Consider the following 20,785-nt stretch of genomic DNA (forward strand, 5'->3'; position numbering starts at 1 on the left):
CTCATGTGGAAAGCTACTAAGGGCGTACGGTGGATGCCTTGGCGTCAAGAGCCGAAGAAGGGCGTGGACAACTGCGATAAGCCTCGGGAAGCCGTTGTCAGGTGTTATATCCGAGGATGCCCGAATGGGGAAACCCACCCAGGGGAATGCCTGGGTACCGCTGGCTGAACACATAGGCCAGGCGGAGGGAACTGAGGGAACTGAAACATCTTAGTACCTCGAGGAAAAGAGATTATTCCCTGAGTAGTGGCGAGCGAAAGGGGAACAGCCCAAACCCATGTTGCGTGATAGGTCGTAGCCGTTGCAATGTGGGGGTTGTAAGGCACAACAGGGATTGCTGCGATGATCCCAGAGAGTTACAAATCCAGCTTCTAGTTGAACAGCACTGGAACGGCTGGGCAAAGAGGGTGACACCCCCGTAAACGAAAGGGGCTGGACTCTCGTTGTGACCTTGAGTACCACGGGGCACGCTAATCCTGTGGGAATCTGGGGAGCCCACTCTCCAAGGCTAAATACTCTTGACGACCGATAGTGAACCAGTACCGTGAGGGAAAGGTGAAAAGTACCCCTGAGCGGGGAGTGAAATAGAACCTGAAACCGTATGCCTACAAACAGTGGGAGCACTATGCCCTTTATTGGGAATGTGTGACCGCGTGCCTTTTGGAGAATGAGCCGACGAGTTACTTTTTGTGGCAAGGTTAAGCCAGTTACAGGCGGAGCCGTAGCGAAAGCGAGTCTTAATAGGGCGTCCAGTCGCAGGGAGTAGACCCGAAACCAGGTGATCTATCCATGGCCAGGGTGAAGCGAGAGTAATGTCTCGTGGAGGCCCGAACCCACCAATGTTGCAAAATTGGGGGATGAGCTGTGGATAGCGGTGAAATGCCAAACGAACCTGGAGATAGCTGGTTCTCCCCGAAATAGCTTTAGGGCTAGCGTCACGTGTTTAGTACCGGAGGTAGAGCACTGAATCGGCTAGGGGGCATGTCGCTTACCAAACCGTATCAAACTCCGAATGCCGGTACTCCAGAACGTGGCAGTCGGACTGCGAATGATGAGATCCGTAGTCGAGAGGGAAAGAGCCCAGACCGCCAGCTAAGGTCCTCAAGTCAATGCTAAGTGGGAAAGGATGTGGAGTTACTGAGACATCCAGGAGGTTGGCTTAGAAGCAGCCATCCTTTAAAGAGTGCGTAACAGCTCACTGGTCTAGTGATTCTGCGCCGAAAATATAACGGGGCTAAAGCATTGCACCGAAGCTGCGGGTTTCGTCGCAAGACGGAGCAGTAGGGGAGCGTTCTGTGGGAGATACAAGTCGGACCGCGAGGACCGGTTGCGGCCCACAGAAGTGAGAATGTCGGCATGAGTAGCGTAAGATATGTGAGAAACGTATCCCCCGTAAGTCTAAGGTTTCCGACGGAAGGTTAATCCGCGTCGGGTTAGTCGGGCCTAAGGTGAGGCCGAAAGGCGTAACCGATGGACAACAGGTTAATATTCCTGTACCACGTAGGGTTGTTTGAGCGATGGGGTGACGCAGCAGGGTAGACCAGCCGATTATTGGATTTCGGTGCCAAGCCCGTAGGCGTTGAAGGTGGTAGGAAAATCCGCCACTTGAGCTGAGGGGTGATGGGGAAGGCCGTAGGCCGTAAACTGGTTGAGCCCATACTGCCGAGAAAAGCCTCTAGTGAGATCCGCGTGTCCGTACCGCAAACCGACACCGGTAGACGGGTAGAGAATACCAAGGGGATCGGGAGAACCTTCGTTAAGGAACTAGGCAAAATGGATCCGTAACTTCGGGATAAGGATCGCCACGGTAGGGTGAGGTAACTAGCTTGCCAAGCCCGAGGTGGTCACAGTGAAATGGCCCTGCCGACTGTTTACCAAAAACACAGGTCTCTGCAAACTCGTAAGAGGACGTATAGGGGCTGACGCCTGCCCAGTGCCGGAAGGTTAAGGGGATTGGTTAGGTCTTCGGACCGAAGCTTTGAACCGAAGCCCCGGTGAACGGCGGCCGTAACTATAACGGTCCTAAGGTAGCGAAATTCCTTGTCGGGTAAGTTCCGACCCGCACGAATGGCGTAACGAGTGGGGCGCTGTCTCAACGAAGGACCCGGTGAAATTGAAGTAGCGGTGAAGATGCCGTTTACCCGCAGCAGGACAAAAAGACCCCGTGGAGCTTTACTGTAGCTTGGCATTGAGTTAGGGCTTAGTTTGTGTAGGATAGCTGGGAGACTGGGAAACTGGGGCGCTAGCCTCGGTGGAGTCGCCGTTGAAATACCAGCCTGGTTAAGTCTTGACCCTAACCTGAGTCCGTAATCCGGCTTGGGAACAGTGCCTGGTGGGCAGTTTGACTGGGGCGGTCGCCTCCGAAAAGGTAACGGAGGCGCGCAAAGGTTCCCTCAGGCTGAATGGAAACCAGCCAAAGAGTGTAAACGCATAAGGGAGCTTGACTGCAAGACCTACAAGTCGAGCAGAGACGAAAGTCGGCGTTAGTGATCCCACGGTTCCGAGTGGAAGGGCCGTGGCTTAACGGATAAAAGCTACCCCGGGGATAACAGGCTGGTCACGCCCAAGAGTTCACATCGACGGCGTGGCTCGGCACCTCGATGTCGGCTCGTCGCATCCTGGGGCTGGAGTAAGTCCCAAGGGTTGGGCTGTTCGCCCATTAAAGCGGTACGCGAGCTGGGTTCAGACCGTCGTGAGACAGGTCGGTCTCTATCCGCTGTGGGCGCAGGGGATTTGAGGGGAGCTGCCCCTAGTACGAGAGGACCGGGGTGGACAGACCTCTGGTGTGCCAGTTGTCGTGCCAACGGCATAGCTGGGTAGCTAAGTCTGGCAAGGATAACCGCTGAAAGCATCTAAGCGGGAAGCCTGCCCCAAGATTAGATCCCCCACCTTTTAATAAGGGTAAGCGCGCTGGAAGACTACCAGCTTGATAGGCGAGACGTGTACGCACAGCAATGTGTTCAGCGAACTCGTACTAATGCGCGAGGGCTTTCCACATGAGGTGGTAGAGATTGAAAGCTGCATTCTATTCGGTTGTTAGGGTAACAACTCATATTAACTCGATAAATAAGCTCCATTGGTGACTCTAGCGGAGGTGGTACACCCAGTCCCATCCCGAACCTGGCAGTTAAGACCTCCAGCGCCGATGGTAGTTGGGACGTAGGTCCCTGCAAGAGTAGGTCGTTGCCAACGGAGCTTGTTTTTTTTCCAACAAACCTCAGCTGTTTGCCTATTGCGCCTGACTATGTTAGAATGGCTGCACTGCAAACAGCTTTTTTCTTTATTGAGAATGTGTGAGGAACTATCGGCCGATCCGGCCGACGACAATTATAATCCAAGACGTCTTTCGTTCAGCTCATCAGACGCCGGTTAGCTCAGTACCATGGTACTGGGTTGTCTGGCGTTTTTTGTTTCCCTGGTTTGAATCGTGGGGATCGATAATCGACCTTCACGCTCAACGTAGCAATAATCGGAGAATATTGGCGTGACTTCCCAAATCGACGTCGTAATCCTGGCTGCGGGTGAAAGCACCAGGATGCGTTCAAATACGCCCAAGGTCCTGCACTCCCTGGCGGGACGTCCTATGATCGACTACTCTGTCCGGCTGGCGGAGGCTCTTTCTGATCAGCTTCCCCTGGTTGTTGTCGGGCGCGGCGCCGATGAAGTGAAGGCCTTTTTAGGCGACAGAGTTGTCTATGTCGAACAGCGCGAACGACTTGGCACAGGCCATGCGGTGCTCCAGGCTCGATCGGTCCTTGCCGAAAGGCCCAATACAACCCTCGTCTTTTACGGAGATATGCCGCTACTCACGGTGGAGACCATGGCGGGACTCCTGGCGTTGCACGAGCAGTCAGGTGGAAAACTCTCCATGTTGACCTTCGAGAGTGATACACCCAGGGGATTTGGGCGAATCGTTCGAGGTCAGAATGGCGATGTCCAGGCAATCGTCGAGGAGGTTGACTGCACGCCCGGGCAATTTCTGATTACGGAACTCAATCCTGGTCTTTACTGCTACGATGGCGATTGGCTCTGGCAGAGCCTTGAAGCGATACCTATCGGTTCCAAAGGCGAATATTTCCTGACCGATCTGGTAGAGATCGCAGTCAATCAGGGCCACAGGGTGGCTGCCCACATCGTAGACGATGCGAGCGAAATGTTGGGCATAAATAATCGGATTCATCTGGCTGAAGCGGAACAGGTCATACGCCAGCGGATCAATCGGTACTGGATGGAGTCGGGCGTTACCATGATCGATCCCGCTTCAACTTACATAGACGATACCGTCATGATTGGTCCGGATACCAGGATCTTGCCCTCGACGCATCTGAAGGGTAGCACCCGGATCGGCGGGGGATGTGAAATCGGCCCCGGAAGCTTCGTTGCAGATACGCTGGTCGGCGATCGTTGTGTCGTACGCTTTTCGATGTTGGAGCAGGCAACCCTGGAAGATCAGGTCAATGTCGGGCCCTTCTCTCATCTCAGGCCCGGCGCACATCTCGCCCAAGGTGTCCACATGGGCAACTTTGGTGAGGTTAAGAACTCTTATCTTGGTCCCGGCGTGAAGATGGGGCATTTCAGTTATCTTGGCGATGCGACGGTCGGTCGCAATGTAAATATCGGAGCGGGGACTATTACCTGCAATTACGATGGCAAGAAGAAGCAGGCCACGGTCATTGAGGATGATGTTTTCATCGGCAGTGACACCATGTTGGTGGCACCAGTCACTTTAGGAGAAGGCGCGCAAACCGGCGCAGGGTCTGTCGTTACCAAAGATGTTCCACCTGGACAACTTGTCCTGGGCGTTCCTGCGCGGCCGCGCTCAGAAAACGAAGGATAGAACTTGAGGTCAATCAACGACTCTGTTAGACATTGTGCCTGAGATTGGGAGAATTACAGTTGGATTCGGCTAGTATCGTAGTTGGGGTGAGTATTGCGGCGGCAGCTCTGGTGATAGCCTTTGCAGCCGCGGCAGAGGTGTCCATTGGGGTTCTTAGCAAATTTCACGCCCGCCATTTGCTCGACGAAGGGGTGAACAGGGCACAGGCAGTCCAGAGTCTGCTGGAGGATCCTGCAAGGTTGGTCACGACCTTAATGGTACTCAAGGCTGGCGCCAACATTGTGGCAGCCGGGGGCGTAACCTGGTTCATCATGCGAGATGGCACACCCGAGTGGTATGTCGTGCCGCTGGCGCTGCTGGTGACCTGGTTTGCCATGTTGTGTGTTCAGATAGTTGGCCGGGCAATTGCAGTGCGGTCAACTGAGACAGCGGCCCTGCGCTTGAGTACACCGGTGCGGCTGACCAGCGTGCTATTAACACCGATCACGGCAGCACTGAGGGGATTGGGCAATCTGGCCATGGGCCCAACGAGTGAAATCAACCGGGATGCACTCTTCCTCAGCGAGGATGGCTTGCGATTCTTGATCAATGGCGGTGATGAACCGGGTCTCATCGAGGATGATGAGAAGGAGATGATTGCAGGGATTTTTGAACTTGGCCACACCTTGGTGCGTGAGGTCATGGTACCGCGCATCGATATCGCGGCAATTGGCGAGGACACTACCCTCCGGGATGCGTTGGATGTGTTCATCAACGCGGGACACTCGCGAATACCTGTCTACCGGGATAACATCGACAATGTGTTGGGGGTCCTATATGCCAAGGACCTGTTACCGTCATATCGAGATGGCCAACATGATGTTCCGATCGTGCAACTCATGCGACCAGCGTACTTTGTGCCTGAGTCGAAGAAAGTGGACGATTTTCTGAACGAGTTGCAGCAGCGCAAGGTTCATATGGCACTTGTTGTGGACGAGTATGGCGGCATTGCCGGTGTTGTGACGATTGAGGACCTCATCGAGGAGATTGTGGGCGAGATTCAGGATGAATACGACACCGAAGTGCCTATGGTTGTGCAGGAGGGTGAGAATGAATACCTGTTCGAGGCACGCGTTGACCTGGATGATGCGAGTAAGGTGTTGGGCATCGAATTGCCGACTGATGAAAGTGACACACTCGGCGGGTTCATCTACAGCCAATTGGGCAGCATGCCAATAGTAGGTAGCCAGGTGGACTACGGGAATTATCGCTTTGTGGTCCGAACGGTCAGTGGCCGCCGCATTCATCAGGTCAAGGCAACACGGTTGGCGCCGGCGGAGGAAGATGCGTCCTCTGAGGCTGCATCGAAGAACTCCTCTCTGTCAACCTACGCCTCCCTTTTCTAGAATTGACGTAAGAACCATGTTAAACAACGCCCTTGTCCATGAACTTGTGAAACGGGCAGTCGAAGCCCGGTTGAGTGCCTATGCGCCCTATTCGCAATTTGCCGTCGGTGCCGCTATTCAGACCAGTGCAGGCCGAATCTACACCGGATGCAATGTCGAGAATGTATCCTATGGCCTTTCGGTGTGCGCGGAGCGCGTAGCGATCTGGAAGGCGGTTGCCGGCGGCGAGACCGAGTTCGAGGCAATTGCGGTCGTTACAGACAACGGTGGCAGTCCCTGTGGCGCCTGCCGGCAAGTGATGGCGGAGTTCGCCCCAACCATGCCGGTGATTATCGCTGATCTGCAAGGCAATTCTCGAATCCTGATGGTCAACGAGTTGCTGCTGGAAGCATTTCTGCCCGAGGACCTTCCCGAAAAAGGCTGAGCCTGTTGAGATCTGGCGATGAGTGACCCAAGCGCACGCCGACAGCGCCTTTACCGAACTGAAGCGATCGTGCTGAAGCGGCGTGATTATGGTGAGGCCGACCGCATTTTGACCTTATTCACGCCGGAATATGGCAAACTGGTGGTGCTTGGCAAGGGCATTCGCAAGACCAAGAGCCGCAAGGCAGGTCATCTGGAGTCCCTTATCCACAGCAATCTATTGATCGCCCGCGGCCGGACCTGGGATTTGGTGACGCAGGCAGATACGATTGAGTCGTTTTCCGCGTTGCGCAATGACCTGCTGCGTACCAGCTACGCCTTCTATGTGGCAGAGTTATTGGACGCTTTCACTCAGGAACAGGATGCGCATCCATCCCTTTTTGAACTCCTGCGACGGACTCTCGGCCGTCTTGCCGCAGGAACCGTGGACCAGTTGCCGTTGGCCGCCCGCTTTTACGAGCTACATCTGCTGGCTTTGGCGGGTTATCAACCTCAACTGTTCTACTGCGCAACATGCCAGGAGCGACTCGAGCCAATTACCAACTTCTTCAGCAGTGCTGCAGGGGGCGTACTTTGCCCGCAGCATGGCGAGGGACAAGCCGGCGCTGAACCTCTCTCTTTGCCGGTTTTCAAGGCGCTGCGGTTTCTGCAGACCCGGGATTGGGAGACGGTGGCCCGGTTGAAGTTGAGCCAGAGTGGACGGAACGACATCGAACGGCTGCTGCAGAGTTACATTGTGTATCAGTTGGAACGGAATTTGCGTTCCGTTGGTTTCATGCGTATCCTGCGGGACCACTTGAACATTCATTAGCTGGTGAGTGAACAGGAGTGGAGGAGCTGGACTCGGATGAGTTTAATGAGGAATCTTACAGTTTTTTTAGTTTTAGCTCTTTTTGTTGCTGCCTGCGGGACCCCGGGCATATCCCAGGAGAGTGGCAGACCAATCATTGCACCGCAACCCGATTCTGTGCCGCCATATGTCCTTGATGGCCCGCTGACCGTGCAGGCCTTCGATAAGGATCGCGAGGTTTTGCCCGATACAGACGAGAATTTTGAGTTTCTGGTGGTCAATCACACCGAGTCCGACCTGCCTGTGGTCATGGTTCTGGAGCACGAGCAGGGTGTTCGTTGGCCTACGTCGCTGTGTGTGGACAAGCAGTGCCTATTGGGCGATGGGTCCGAAGCATCAACCACCGATCCAGTCGTAATTCCACCCTATCTGGAGTTACCATTTCAGGCGCACATCTTCGTGGGTAGCGAGGCAAAATCGGGGCAACGGGAGACTCTTTCCCTGCGGATTGAACCACAACGAGATGGCGTCGAAGCTCGCAGTCTTACCTTGAGCGCCGTAGTCGTTGGTGCCAAATAATCCGAGGTTTTCTGGCTTGCCAACCGGCCTGAACCAGGGCCGTTTTTTTATTCGAGGTACCTAAATGTCAAATGCAAAACCCCTTTCCTTTCAGGATATCATCATGCGGTTGGAACGCTATTGGGCCGACCAGGGCTGCCTGATTTGGCAACCCCACAGCGAGAAGGTTGGCGCGGGCACCATGAACCCGGCAACCGTATTGCGTGTTCTCGGCCCCGAGCCATGGCATGTTGCCTATCTGGAGCCCAGTTGGCGGGCTGATGACGGACGCTACGGCGAAAATCCCAATCGGATGCAGATGCATACACAATACCAGGTGATCCTGAAGCCCGATCCCGGCAATCCACAGGAGCTTTACCTGGGAAGCCTCGATGCTATCGGCATCGATCGACGCAAGCACGACATTCGCTTTGTGGAAGACAATTGGGCCAGCCCCGTTCTGGGTGCCTGGGGCCTGGGTTGGGAAGTCTGGTTGGACGGCCTGGAGATAACCCAGTTTACCTATTTCCAGCAGGCAGGAGGAATGGTTCTGGAACCGGTCAGTGTCGAGTTGACCTATGGGCTGGAACGAATCGCCATGTTTTTGCAGGGCGTGGCTGAGGTCTGGCAGATTGACTGGGATGGACAGCGAACCTACGGCGATATCTATCTGCAGCAGGAAATCGAGCACTGCACCTATAACTTCGAAGTGGCGAATGTCGAGCGTCTCAAGCAGATGTACGATCTGTATGAAGCGGAAGCACGGGACGCCCTGGCTGCCAATCTGGTCATTCCTGCCCATGATTACGTGCTTCGTTGTTCTCAAACCTTTAACCTGCTGGATTCCCGGGGAGCTGTCGGCGTCACAGAACGAGCCAGCTACTTCGCGCGCATGCGCCATCTGGCGCGAGGGGTCAGCGAACTCTACGCTCAGCAGCGTAAGCGCATGGAATATCCTTTCCTCGATGATAACAACGAGGAGCCTTGGAGTCCCAACTATGCTGGCGCGACCGATGATGAGGCGCCAGTGGTGGATCGTGCCGATCTCCTCTTTGAAGTCGGGTGTGAGGAGCTGCCAGTCGGTGATCTGACATCGGGCATTGAGCAGCTTCGCATAGTTTCTGCCGATCTGTTGAGCGAGGCGCGGTTGGGCTACGATACACTTGAAGTAACGGGCACGCCTCGCCGGTTGGTCCTTTTCGTCAGGGGTCTCTCCGGTCGCCAGGCTGATGAAGAGCAGGTCTTCAGAGGGCCGCCGGCCGATCGAGCATTTGATGACCGTGGTCAGCCCACGAAAGCCGCAATGGGTTTCGCTCGAAGCAAAGGGGTCTCGGTGAAGGATCTGGAAGTACGCCAGGCGGACGGTGGTTCCTATGTCTACGCTGTGCAGCGACTGGAAGGAAAACCAGCCCAGGAGGTACTTGCGGAACTGTTGGGCAACATGGTTGCCAGTCTGCGCTTCGAGAAGTCGATGCGCTGGGATTCAGCAGGGCTCGCTTTTAGCCGTCCCATTCGTTGGTTCGTCGCCCTGTTTGGCCATCAGGTTATTCCCGTTAGCTACGCGAAGGCGGTCAGCGGACGCACCAGTCGGGGCTTGAGGCCCGAGGGATCACCACGTATCGAGGTGCCTGACGCCGCTGCATACGCTCTCCAAATGGCACAACACGGCATCGTAGTGGAGCGTCAGGCCAGGCAGGAACAGATCGTTGAACAGATTACGGCGCTGGCTGCCGGTGTGGGTGGATATGTCCCGGAAGATCAGGCATTGTTGGACGAGGTTACCGATCTGGTGGAACAACCAGCAGCCATTTTGGGACAGTTCGAGCAACAATATCTCGATTTACCTGTCGACGTGTTGACCACGGTTATGAAAAAACATCAGCGCTACTTCCCGGTGATGAAGGACGGCAAGATGTTGCCCTATTTCATTACCGTGGCCAATGGACAACCTCTTGATCCGGCCATTGTGCGTGCAGGCAACGAGAATGTGATCCGTGCCCGCTATGCCGATGCAGCCTTTTTTGTCGAACAGGATCGCAAGCAACCGTTGGAAGCCTTTTCTGCCAGGCTCGACACGCTGACCTTCCAGGAGAACCTGGGTTCCATGTTGGACAAGGTTCAGCGGGTAGGGCGTCTGGTGCCCTGGCTTTCGCAACAGCTGGAACTATCTGAAGCGGACAGGGTAACCGCGGCCCGGGCAGCTTCTCTCTGCAAGAATGATCTGGCAACATCCATGGTGATCGAGATGACCTCCTTGCAGGGAATCGTGGGTCGCGAATATGCGCTCGATAGCGGCGAATCTCAGGCCGTGGCTGAGGCCATTTATGAGCATTATCTTCCTCGCTTCAGCGGCGACCGTCAGCCCCTGTCCCTGCCTGGCCTTGCGGTGGGGCTGGCCAACCGCTTGGATAGCATTGCGGGGCTTTTTGCCGTCGGTATGGAGCCAACTGGTTCCAGCGATCCCTACCAGTTGCGGCGCGAAGCTCTGGGTATCGTGCAGAATCTTGTTGGCTCCCAGCTAAGCTTTTCCGTTGCCGAGGGTCTCGACAGAGCTGCGAAACCCCTTCCCGTCGAGGCCAGTGAAGAGTCTCAGGATAGGGCACTGACCTTCGTGGTGGGTCGCCTGGAGAACTGGCTGCGGGATCAAGGCAATCCGCACGACGTAGTCCAGGCGGTGCTGGCAGAGCAGGGAGACGATCCCTATCTGTCCCGGGAAGCGGTGATTGCTCTTGCCGATGTGGCAAGCAGGCCTGAGTGGTCTGATGTGTTGACGGCGTATGCTCGCTGCAAGCGCATCGTTCGCAGCCTCGATGAAGACTATCCGTTGGCGCCGGGGCGTTACGAAGAAGAGGCGACCCGCGGGTTGCACGCAGCCTACGAGGCAGTGGCGCCTTCAATTCGAGACGCGGCGGACATAGCGACCCTTTATGGCGCGTTGACCGTTCTGGTAGATCCCATCGATAATTTCTTCGATCAGGTGCTGGTCATGGCCAAGGACGACGATCTTCGCGAGGCGCGTTTGGCTCTTGTGCAGGCGATTGCTGCCCTACCTGATGGCATTGCAGACATTTCGAAGATGCAGGGGTTCTAGCACATCAACCTGTTGCACCATCCAAATTTCTACCAGGATTGTCCGGGGTCTGTGTTGTGGTATAATAGCTGAGCCCGTGGGAGTTAATTTTCTCATGGGCATTGAGGGTGCCAGAGAAACAACTGTTTCAGTATTCCTCTGTTTTGGCTCATCTGTTGTTACGAGACTAATGGAATTGGATCGATAAGCGATGTTTAAGAACCTTCTGAAAAAAACCTTCGGTGACAGCAGTAGCAAGGCGATCAAGGGGATCCAGCGCTATGTCGATGAGATCAACGATCTCGAATCGACCATGATGGCATTGCCTGACGACGAATTCGCTCGCCGCACCAGCGGCTTCATGACCCGTCTGACGGAGGCAACCCTGGAGTCGAAAGCTCATCTGGCAGAGTTGCGCCAGGCCTGGGAGCGGGAACCTGACATGACGACCCGGGCTCAGATGAACCTGGAGATTCTCAGTCAGGAGAAGGTTGTTCGAGGCATCGAAGAGAACATCCTGGATGAGATTCTGCCCGAGGCTTTTGCGTTGGTCCGGGAGGCAAACCGGCGGACTGTTGGAATGCGCCTCTACGATGTGCAGCTCATCGGGGGTGTTGTTTTGCATCGCGGGCAGATTGCTGAGATGAAGACCGGTGAGGGCAAGACCCTGGTGGCCACACTGCCACTCTTTCTAAATGCCTTGACCGGCCGCGGTGTGCATTTGGTTACGCCCAACGATTATCTTTCAAAAGTGGGCGTGCAGTGGATGGGGCCAGCTTATCATATTCTGGGACTGACAGCTGCGGTCATTCAGTCCTCTGCCGGCGATCCCAATCGGGGGTCTTATGTCTACGATCCGGAATTCCAGTCGGCCGACGATCGCTTTCAATACCTTCGACCCATCACCCGACGTGAAGCATATGCTTCCGATATTACCTATGGCACCAACAATGAGTTCGGGTTCGACTACCTGCGCGACAATATGGTTACTGATCTTGGACAGAGATCGCAACGGGAACTCTTTTTTGCCATCATCGACGAGGTTGACAATATCCTTGTCGACGAGGCACGAACCCCGCTTATCATCTCAGGCTCGGCCCAGGAATCCAGCAATTGGTATGGGCGATTTGCCGAACTGATGCCGGGCTTGCGGCCTTCCAAGGACAAGGAGACGGCAGATGGCGACTACGTGCTTGATGAAAAAGACAAGGTCGTTACACTGACCGAGGTGGGCATCGAGAAGATCCAGGGGTGGTTGGGTATCGAGAATCTTTATTCACCAGAGCATTTTGAGTTGACACCCTATTTGGACAATGCTCTGCGAGCCCACGTTCTCTATAAGCTCGACCGTGATTATATCGTGCGCAATGGCGAGGTTGTCATTGTTGACGAATTCACCGGCCGCTTGATGGAAGGCCGTCGCTACTCCGAGGGCCTCCACCAGGCCATCGAGGCCAAGCAAGGTGTCAAGGTTCAGCGAGAGTCCTTGACGCTGGCGACGATTACCTTTCAGAACTACTTTCGGATGTACGACAAGCTGGCCGGAATGACGGGTACCGCCGAGACCGAGAAGGAGGAGTTCTACAAGATTTATGGCCTCGACGTAGTGATGATTCCCACCAACCTGCCAGTGATCAGGGCAGATCATTCGGACTCCGTATATCGAAGTGAGCGGATCAAATACAATGCTGTTTTGGATGAGATCCAGGCATGCCATGAACGCAAGCAACCGGTGCTGGTCGGTACGGTTGCGATCGAGACCAGTGAATTCCTGGCCCGGTTGCTGAAACGGCGCGGTATTCCCCACAACGTTCTTAACGCCAAGAATCACGAACGGGAAGCGGTGATCATCGCGCAGGCAGGAAAACCGGGCGCCGTAACCATCGCAACCAACATGGCGGGACGTGGCGTTGATATTTTACTGGGTGGAAACCCTGAAGGTATCTCCCGCGACAGATTACGAAAGGCTGGATACGATCTGACCGATCTGCCTGAGGAGGTCTGGCTGGAAGCCTCGACAGAGGCGGAGACTCAGTGCGAGTTGGACAAACAGATCGTATTGGAAGCAGGTGGTCTGCATGTGATCGGTACCGAACGCCACGAGGCGCGCCGGATCGACAATCAGCTTCGAGGTCGCTCGGGACGACAGGGTGACCATGGTTCCAGTCGCTTTTTTGTGGCGCTGGATGACGATCTGATGCGTCGTTTCGGTGGCGATAGAGTGGCAGGCTTGATGGATCGGCTTGGAGTCGAAGATGACATGCCTCTCGAGCATGGCATGGTTTCCAAGTCCATCGAGAATGCCCAGACGCGCGTGGAAGGCCACAACTTTGATATTCGAAAGCATGTACTGGAATATGACGACGTTGTAAACAAGCAGCGAGAGGTTATCTACGAACAGCGCCGGCGGATCTTGACTGAGCCCAGCTTGCAGCCAACCATTTTGGACATGGTTGACGGTCAGATCCAGCGATTGGTACAGACCTTCGCTGCTTCTGAGGATCCCGACGAACGAGATTTGCCAGGCTTGCATGCGGCAGTTTCAGCAATCTTGCCATTGCCTGCTGAAATGACGGCCGAAACGTGGCAAGATCTGCCTGCGGCCGAAATTGCTGATCAAATCGTCGATCATGCCGAGACCTATTACGACGTCCGTGCCCAGGTCAATGCCCAGGAAATCCTTCGTCAATTCATGGGAGAAGGTGTTACACTGGGCGCCTTGCAGGAGCGAAGCGATCCATTTGCCGTTACGGTTTACGCTCGCATCGTGAATCAGTTGCCGGAACCGCTGAGTGAAGACCTGGGCCGTTTGCCTCTTTCCCAACTGCCTCCTGAGATCAGGGCAGGATTGCTGGCAGGACTTGTCGAAGGCGCTGCGCTCTATCGAGATCGTATGGTCATGGTTCGGGCTGTCGACGAGCGCTGGGTCCGTCACCTCACCGATCTGGATTCGCTTCGAGAGGGCATCGGTCTGCGAGCCTTCGCCCAGGTCCAACCACTGACGGCCTACAAAAAAGAAGCGCATGAGATGTATGTGGCCCTGCTGGAGGACATCGAGAGCGACATCGTACACGCGATCTACAAGGTAGACGTAGTCCAGCAGCAACGGCCTGCCCGTCGGGTTATGCGTACCAACCGGGAGGGAAATGGCGCCAGCCGTCAACCTGAGCGCAGTACCAAGGCAACCCTCGGGCGAAATGATCCGTGCTGGTGTGGAAGTGGCAAGAAATACAAACATTGTCACATGCGCAGCGACGCAAAGGGCGAGACCAGCGGTGGTTCCGGGAAGGCATCCGCTGGTGGCAATGGAGAGTCAAGTCCGACCAAACGTTCGGGCAAAAAACGCCGGCGTTCCCGTTCCAAGCGCTGAGTTCGCCGTAGATTTTCATAAGGTCGGCGAATTGGCTGGACTGCCGGCTTTATCAATACGCCGCACGGAAATCCCGTGCGGCGTCATCACATCTCTGACCAGGCAAGGTAGGACGTGATATGCAGAATCCAGAAGAGTTTCCAGTGTCCGATCTGCCAGGGGAACAGCTTTCTGACGGATATCCTCTGCGGGATATCGAGGCTTTTTCGAGACGTCTCAATAGCTCCCTCGATTTGGACACAGTGCTGAATTTACTGGCGGATGCTCTCCGGGCGCTGCTTGGAGCCGATCGCTGTGCGATTTTTCTTTACGATTCCAGTACCGAGAGCACTGAATGCGTACTGGCGCGCGGGCTTTCCAGGCTCTATACCGATGCCATAAGCGCCACATTTCGAGACCTTCCGGGAGGAGATCTGATTACACAGCGCTTCCAGGTTGTGGAAGATGCCCTCGCTGATCCCCGCATGATACGCGTGCGGGAAATAATCGATCAAGAGGGATTCAGGTCGATACTCCTGGTATCACTCAGGTTTCAGGATGTGGCGTTGGGAGCGTTTGCCGCTTATTGGGATGACGTTCGACAGTTTGACGAAACTGTCGTCGCGGTTGCCCAAACCCTGGCCAACCAGGCGGCAGTGGCGTTGAAAAACGCCCAATCTTATATGGCTGCCCAGGAACGATTGGAGGAACTGGAAAAGCTGCACTGCTCGGCAGTCGAAATCAGTAGAGAGCATGATTTGCCGGCTACTTTGGCTGTCATTGTCAGCCAGGCGGCCGATGTTTTGGAGGTGCATGAGACCAGGCTGTATCTGAATGATCCGGACCGGTCGCTTCTGGAGCTGCGGGCAGGGCACAATATTGCCAGGGATGAGATTGGCCAGACTCTCGAAGTGGATGAGGATTGGGGTCAGGAGCCGCAGACATGGCAGGATCAACGGGGATCGATGTTGCAGACGACCTTGCGTCATGGCGACCGGGTCCTGGCGGTGTTGGTCTTTGCAGATCCTTCAGGGGAACGTATCTTTGGCGAAGCCGATTTACGAATGGCCAGCCACTTTTCATATCAGACGTCGGGCGCCCTGACCAGCGCGTTGCTATCGGAGGAGTGCAGCAAACGGGCTGATTACCTCATGGCGCTTCAGCGGGTTGGAACCGCGGTGACAGCCACCCTGGAATTCGGGGACGTGTTGCAGGCTGTGGTAGAAGAGCTTAGAAACACCTTCGAGTATTCGCTCACCAGCATTCATCGACTGCAGGATGATACGCTGGTATTGCAGGCAGCAGCATTTCAATTCCCCCAGGAGAAGAAAGCGGCCTCCGGGTTGAACGAGGGAATCATCGGGCGCGTGGCTCGCCTGGCCCGAGCGGAATGCGTCACCGATGTTGCTCAGGATCAGGATTATCTTGAGATTGTAGCGGATACCGTAACTGAAGCTGCGGTCCCCATTTTCCTGGAGGGACGTGTTTGGGGAGTGTTGAACGTTGAGGCTTCCGACCGGACAACGCTGGATCCGTCGGTGTTGCCGCTGCTGGAGATGTTGGGTTACCAGATTGGCGTTGCGATTCGCAATGCCGAGTCATTTGCGGAGAGTCGGCAGCGCGTGGCTGAGTTAGAGGCGTTGAGACAGTCGAGTCTTCAGCAGGCATCTTCGCTGGATACCCGGGCCATGATCGAAACGATCGTGCAAAGCGCTATGGCTTTGGTCCGACCAAAGGTGGTTCATCTCTATCTGTACGATGCCAGGCGGGAAGAATTTACCTTGAGTAGGGCGCTGTCGGATACCGGAGAAAGAAATCCGGCCGTTCCGAAGCCTCGCAAGGATGGCATTGTTGCAACGACAGTAGATCTTGGTGCTCCGTTGATCATCAATGATGCTATCCAACATCCCCTGTTTGGCGAAAATCCCGATCCCTCAGTTCGCGAGTGGGGTGTCACGGCGATTGGCGCTTTTCCACTGGTGCGTCCCAACGGCATATTGGGTGTTCTGACCATTAGCTTCACCCGACGTTTCGAATTCACCGAATCGGTCACGCATGTGTTATCTCTTCTGGCAGATCAGGCAGCCGTAGCACTGGAGAATGCCCGGCTTTTCGAGCTGGAGGCAGAACGCCGTCAATTGGCTGATACGCTAAGGCATATGGCTGCGGCTGTTAGTTCTGCGCCTGGTTTTACTACAGCGGCCGAGACCATTCTGGACTACCTGGGAAAGGTGATTTCGTACGATACGGCAGCCATCGTGGTTCTGGAAGGAGATCGCTTCGATCTGGGCGCATTTGCAGGTGAGTTCGCTCCGCCACCCATGGTAGTTGCGGGAATGCATCGTACTGAACTTCCCGCTTGTGACCATGTGGTCTTGACCGGGCAGCCGCTGGTGATTCAGAATACGGAGAAGAGCGAGAGGTGGCGAAAGCTTCCCGGTGGACAACTGGAGGTCCGTTCCTGGTTGGGTGTCCCGTTGCGTCACCAGGGGGAGGTTTTCGGCACCCTGAATGTGGATAGCGGGCAATACAACGCGTTCTCACAGGAAGACGTACAGATCGTTCAATCTTTTGCCGATCAGGTGGCCACAGGCCTTATCAACGCGCGACTTCACGAGACGGTTCGGTGGCGTGCTGAAGAGGCAGAGCGTCTGCGCGACTTCAACGACAGCATTCTGCGTGGCGTGGAGGCGGGTATTCTGTTGGAGGATGACCGGGATCGCATCGAGTATGTCAATCCCCGGCTTTGCCAGATGGTTGGTTATTGCGCTGATGAGTTGCTTGGTCGCCAATCGGGAATCCTGTTGACGCCCGAAATGGATAAGTTTGTGTCTCAGCAGTCTTCGGGGCGCCCGGCAGGGATAAAGGGACGGTATGAGGCATCATTGCTTCACAAGGAGGGCCACGAGATTCCAGTCCTGGTAAATGCAACGCCCACCTTCCGGAGTGGTGTTTTTCAAGGCACCTTGACCGCCTTCACCGATATTACCCTGCGCAAGCATACGGAAGAGAACCTACTTGCTCTCAATAAAGCTGCGACTGCCGTGCGCAGGGCTACCGAACCCAGGGACGTCTATGATACGATCTCGGAGGAGTTGCAGCGGCTTGGTCTTTCATCAGTGATCATGCAGGTTGACGAGAAGATGGAATTCGGCAGTCTGATCCACATGGCGCTTTCCTACGAGTTCTCTGATGAGAAGCGGCGAGGCTTCTTCCAAACCCTGGACCATCGACAGTACAGGATAAGCGGAATCGATGCCTTGGAACGCGTCCTGATGGATGGCCAGGCGGAGTACGTCGAGGGTTTGACGGAAATCCTGCCTCGATGGCTGCGTCCTGAGGAGGTTATCGACGACTCTCTCTGGGATTTCGTAGCGTCGTTGCGGGCAGTGATCGCGCCTCTTGTAAGCCGGGACCGGCGAATAGGAATCCTTGCGGTCATGGGAGACCATCTTCAGCAGGCGGATGTTCCTTCGGTAGAAGCGTTCGCCAACCAAATGTCGGTCGCCCTGGACAATGCGCGTCTGTTGGCGGCGGAACGGCGGGAGCGGGAGCGGGCCGAGGCGTTGGGAGAAGTTGCCCGCATCTTGAGTTCGACCCAGCACCTGGTCGATGCACTCGGGCAGGTGCTGAAACAATTGAGACGGCTCGTTGATTTCGACAGCAGTTCTCTCCTGTTGTATGAGGAGGGTGCCTTCATTTGCGCGGCTGCGGAGGGCTTTGACAACCCGGAAGCTGTCGTGGGATCGGAGTTTGATCCCGGCGAGATCAGCCTGTTAGCTGAGATGCTTCGCTCACCTCAGGTTGAATTGATTGCCAACACGTTGCAGGATGAACGCTGGAAGGATCTGCCGGGATCGGAAGGCGTCACCTCCTGGATGGCGGCACCACTTACGGCTGATGGCCGGTTGGTAGGCGTATTAACAGCAAACAAGACCGAGCCCGATTTTTACGGCGAGCCCGATTTGCAGGTCCTGGCTGCTTTTGCCGACCAGATCTCGGTTGCCATCGACCGGGCGCGTCTGCACCGGGATACCCTGGCGGCGTACCATGAATTGCGTCAGCTGGACCGGATGAAAGATGAGTTTGTGCAGAATGTCTCTCACGAACTGAGAACGCCCCTTACCTTCGTTCGGGGTTATGTGGAGTATCTGCTCGAGGGATACGCAGGGGACCTCAATCCGGAGCAGAAGGAAGCCCTGGAGATTGTCCTGGACCGCGGCAATGCCATCATCGATCTGGTCAACGGTATTATTTCCCTGAAACAGGCCGAAATGCAGGCGGTCAATCTCAGACCGATTTCCTTGCAGAAGGTTGCCTTGGCCTGCGTACAGGGAGCTCTGGTTTCCGCAGGGAAGGCTGGTGTTGAGTTGCGGCAGGCATATGACCCGCAGCTTCCTCAGGTCTACGGCGATTCGAAACAACTGGGACAGGTTTTTGACAACCTTGTCGGAAATGCCATCAAGTTCAGCCCCGATGGCGGGGTTGTTACAGTTCGGTTAACGGCTCTGAGTGACGTTATTCATGCCCAGGTCAGCGACACGGGTATTGGTATTCCAGCGGATCGGCAGGAAAAGATATGGGATCGTTTCTACCAGGTTGATGGCGCATCCACTCGTCGTTTCGGCGGGACGGGTCTCGGTCTCGCTATCGTCAGACGAATCATCGATGACCATAACGGAAAACTCTGGGTTGAGAGCGAGGTGGAGAAAGGCAGTACTTTCCACTTCACGATTCCCACCTGTTCATCTCTGGAGTCAGGACTGGATTGAAGCAATGCTCCTCTGAAACCAGGGGTCTATGAGATGCTGGCACAGCGTGGATGACTGCTGAAAAGCCCATGGTTTCAATCGGGAATCACTTTTGAAAGGGTTGCGTGAAAATGCCAGATGATTTGCTGCTAGCCGATGGCTGCCATATGCGTGTGGCTGATGCCGCCTACGTTTTTGAATGCATCCAGGACGCTGTGTGCTGCTCGGTGGTTGCTGTCAGCAACATGGGCAAGTCGGCACTGCTGCGCTTGATCGCTGATCCGGCGGTCCAGGCCTCCTATTTAGGCGACCTGGCATCTTCGTATACCTTTGTGCTTGTCGACTGCAATCGAATGCTTGAGCTGTCTGAGCAGGGGTTCTATGAGCTGGTGGTTCGCTGTCTGATGGATCGCCTTGTTGGCGACAATACCTACGACGATATTTGTGGCGAACTTCAGGCGACCTACGATCTGCTTATCCATCCAGCCAGCTCATTCGATATTCCATTGAGCTTCAATCGCGCGATGACTCTGGTCAACGAAAGCACTGAACGCAATCTGGTATTGCTCTTCGACGAGGTTGATCAGGCTGTTGCAGGTATTCAAAGCCGGGTCTTTCTCAATCTGCGGGCGTTGAAGGATCAGTACAAAGGTCGGCTGGTTTATGTGACCGCGACCGATCAAACCCTGCGCGAGATCCGGCAGGGCACCGACATCGATGAATTCAACGAACTTTTCACCCATCATACCTATCACCTGCCGCCGCTATCGGAGCAAGATACCGAACACTTCGCGCGGCGATTTGCGAAGCAGGAAGGGGTATCCTTTGATGAGGCTGACCAGCGCTTCATCTATCACTGGGCCGGCGGGCATCCGGGCCTCCTGGAGGCCACCTGCCAGGCACTGGGTCGCGTGACTGGCGCCCACGAACGCGATGAGATTCAGGACTGGGTAATTCACCGGGAGGTCGCCAGCTGGCTTTCTGATGAATTAAGTGTACGAGTAGAGTGTCGCAAGATTTGGGAGGACCTTAGCCAGCAGGAGCAGCAAAGTCTCATGGGCGTTGACCGGCGGGATCGAGAGCTTTCTGAGGAGATCGTCGCTGTTCTTCGCAAAAAACATATTCTCGTTCAGTCTGGGGAGGAAACCGATGCGTTTTCACGTCTCTTTGGCGAGTTTATCAACCGTTTAAGAGCTACCCGGAGTCCCGCTTCGCTGGGGGTACGTGTCGATGTGGAGTCTGGCGAAGTGATGGTGGATGGCAAGGTTACCGACACACTCACAAACCTCGAATACCGCCTGCTGCTCTTGCTCTATGGACGGCTTGGGCAGATAGTCGGGAAATATGACGTGGTCGAGGCAGTGTGGGGTGAGGACTACATCGACGATGTTGACGATGCCCGTATCGAGAAACTCGTCAGCCGTCTTCGCAACAAGATTGAGCCCGAACCTCGAAACCCGCGCTATCTCGTTACAGTGCGCGGCCGCGGCTATCGGCTTGAGACCTGATCGGCCACGTGTGTCCTGCCCTGTTACACCCGAAGGTCAGGTGGTGGTCGGTCTGAAGTCTGGTCACCCATGATGTGACGTGGTATTATGATACTGGCCCGCGACACTATCGGC

The 20,785-nt window shown here is 55.3% G+C and carries 9 protein-coding genes and 2 rRNA genes; all 11 read left to right on the top strand.

The genetic code is table 11. The features are described 5' to 3' along the window. The first annotated feature begins 6 nt into the window (after positions 1–6). The 11 genes from U9R25_17930 to U9R25_17980 all read left to right on the top strand — a co-directional run bounded on the left by U9R25_17930 (position 7) and on the right by U9R25_17980 (position 20,671). A 23S ribosomal RNA gene (locus U9R25_17930) occupies positions 7–2,997 on the top strand. Between the two features lie 78 nt (positions 2,998–3,075). Continuing rightward, a 5S ribosomal RNA gene (gene rrf, locus U9R25_17935) occupies positions 3,076–3,192 on the top strand. Positions 3,193–3,484: 292 nt separating this feature from the next. Further along, the gene (glmU, locus tag U9R25_17940) at positions 3,485–4,837 is read left to right on the top strand and encodes a bifunctional UDP-N-acetylglucosamine diphosphorylase/glucosamine-1-phosphate N-acetyltransferase GlmU (protein MEA3337777.1); all 1,353 of its coding nucleotides are present in this window, start codon (positions 3,485–3,487) and stop codon (positions 4,835–4,837) included. 59 nt (positions 4,838–4,896) lie between these two features. Beyond that, on the top strand, positions 4,897–6,222 hold the full coding sequence (locus tag U9R25_17945) for a hemolysin family protein (protein MEA3337778.1): 1,326 nt from the start codon (positions 4,897–4,899) through the stop codon (positions 6,220–6,222). Positions 6,223–6,238: 16 nt separating this feature from the next. Next, positions 6,239–6,646, top strand: a complete 408-nt coding sequence (locus tag U9R25_17950; protein ID MEA3337779.1) for a cytidine deaminase — start codon at positions 6,239–6,241, stop codon at positions 6,644–6,646. A gap of 18 nt (positions 6,647–6,664) precedes the next feature. Further along, the gene (gene recO / locus U9R25_17955; GenBank protein ID MEA3337780.1) at positions 6,665–7,456 is read left to right on the top strand and encodes a DNA repair protein RecO; all 792 of its coding nucleotides are present in this window, start codon (positions 6,665–6,667) and stop codon (positions 7,454–7,456) included. 36 nt (positions 7,457–7,492) lie between these two features. Then, positions 7,493–8,014 (top strand): hypothetical protein, encoded by a 522-nt coding sequence (locus tag U9R25_17960; GenBank protein MEA3337781.1) that lies wholly within the window; start codon positions 7,493–7,495, stop codon positions 8,012–8,014. Positions 8,015–8,078: 64 nt separating this feature from the next. Continuing rightward, positions 8,079–11,084, top strand: coding sequence for a glycine--tRNA ligase subunit beta (glyS, locus tag U9R25_17965; protein ID MEA3337782.1), 3,006 nt, complete (start codon positions 8,079–8,081; stop codon positions 11,082–11,084). A 190-nt stretch (positions 11,085–11,274) separates the two neighbouring features. Continuing rightward, positions 11,275–14,433 carry a preprotein translocase subunit SecA gene (gene secA, locus U9R25_17970; protein MEA3337783.1) on the top strand — a complete coding sequence of 1,053 codons (3,159 nt, stop codon included), beginning with the start codon at positions 11,275–11,277 and terminating at the stop codon, positions 14,431–14,433. Positions 14,434–14,552: 119 nt separating this feature from the next. Beyond that, positions 14,553–19,184, top strand: coding sequence for a GAF domain-containing protein (locus tag U9R25_17975; GenBank protein MEA3337784.1), 4,632 nt, complete (start codon positions 14,553–14,555; stop codon positions 19,182–19,184). Positions 19,185–19,294: 110 nt separating this feature from the next. Next, the gene (locus U9R25_17980) at positions 19,295–20,671 is read left to right on the top strand and encodes a winged helix-turn-helix domain-containing protein (protein MEA3337785.1); all 1,377 of its coding nucleotides are present in this window, start codon (positions 19,295–19,297) and stop codon (positions 20,669–20,671) included. Positions 20,672–20,785 lie beyond the last annotated feature (114 nt).

It is taken from the genome of Chloroflexota bacterium, from assembly GCA_034717495.1.
In the GTDB taxonomy this organism is placed as follows: domain Bacteria; phylum Chloroflexota; class Anaerolineae; order JAAEKA01; family JAAEKA01; genus JAYELL01.

Excerpts from the sequence above, each read along its gene's own strand:
- secA (MEA3337783.1), top strand. The coding sequence starts at position 11,275 with ATGTTTAAGAACCTTCTGAAAAAAACCTTCGGTGACAGCAGTAGCAAG.
- U9R25_17950 (MEA3337779.1), top strand. The coding sequence starts at position 6,239 with ATGTTAAACAACGCCCTTGTCCATGAACTTGTGAAACGGGCAGTCGAA.
- U9R25_17975 (MEA3337784.1), top strand. The coding sequence starts at position 14,553 with ATGCAGAATCCAGAAGAGTTTCCAGTGTCCGATCTGCCAGGGGAACAG.
- recO (MEA3337780.1), top strand. The coding sequence starts at position 6,665 with ATGAGTGACCCAAGCGCACGCCGACAGCGCCTTTACCGAACTGAAGCG.
- U9R25_17980 (MEA3337785.1), top strand. The coding sequence starts at position 19,295 with ATGCCAGATGATTTGCTGCTAGCCGATGGCTGCCATATGCGTGTGGCT.
- U9R25_17960 (MEA3337781.1), top strand. The coding sequence starts at position 7,493 with ATGAGTTTAATGAGGAATCTTACAGTTTTTTTAGTTTTAGCTCTTTTT.
- glyS (MEA3337782.1), top strand. The coding sequence starts at position 8,079 with ATGTCAAATGCAAAACCCCTTTCCTTTCAGGATATCATCATGCGGTTG.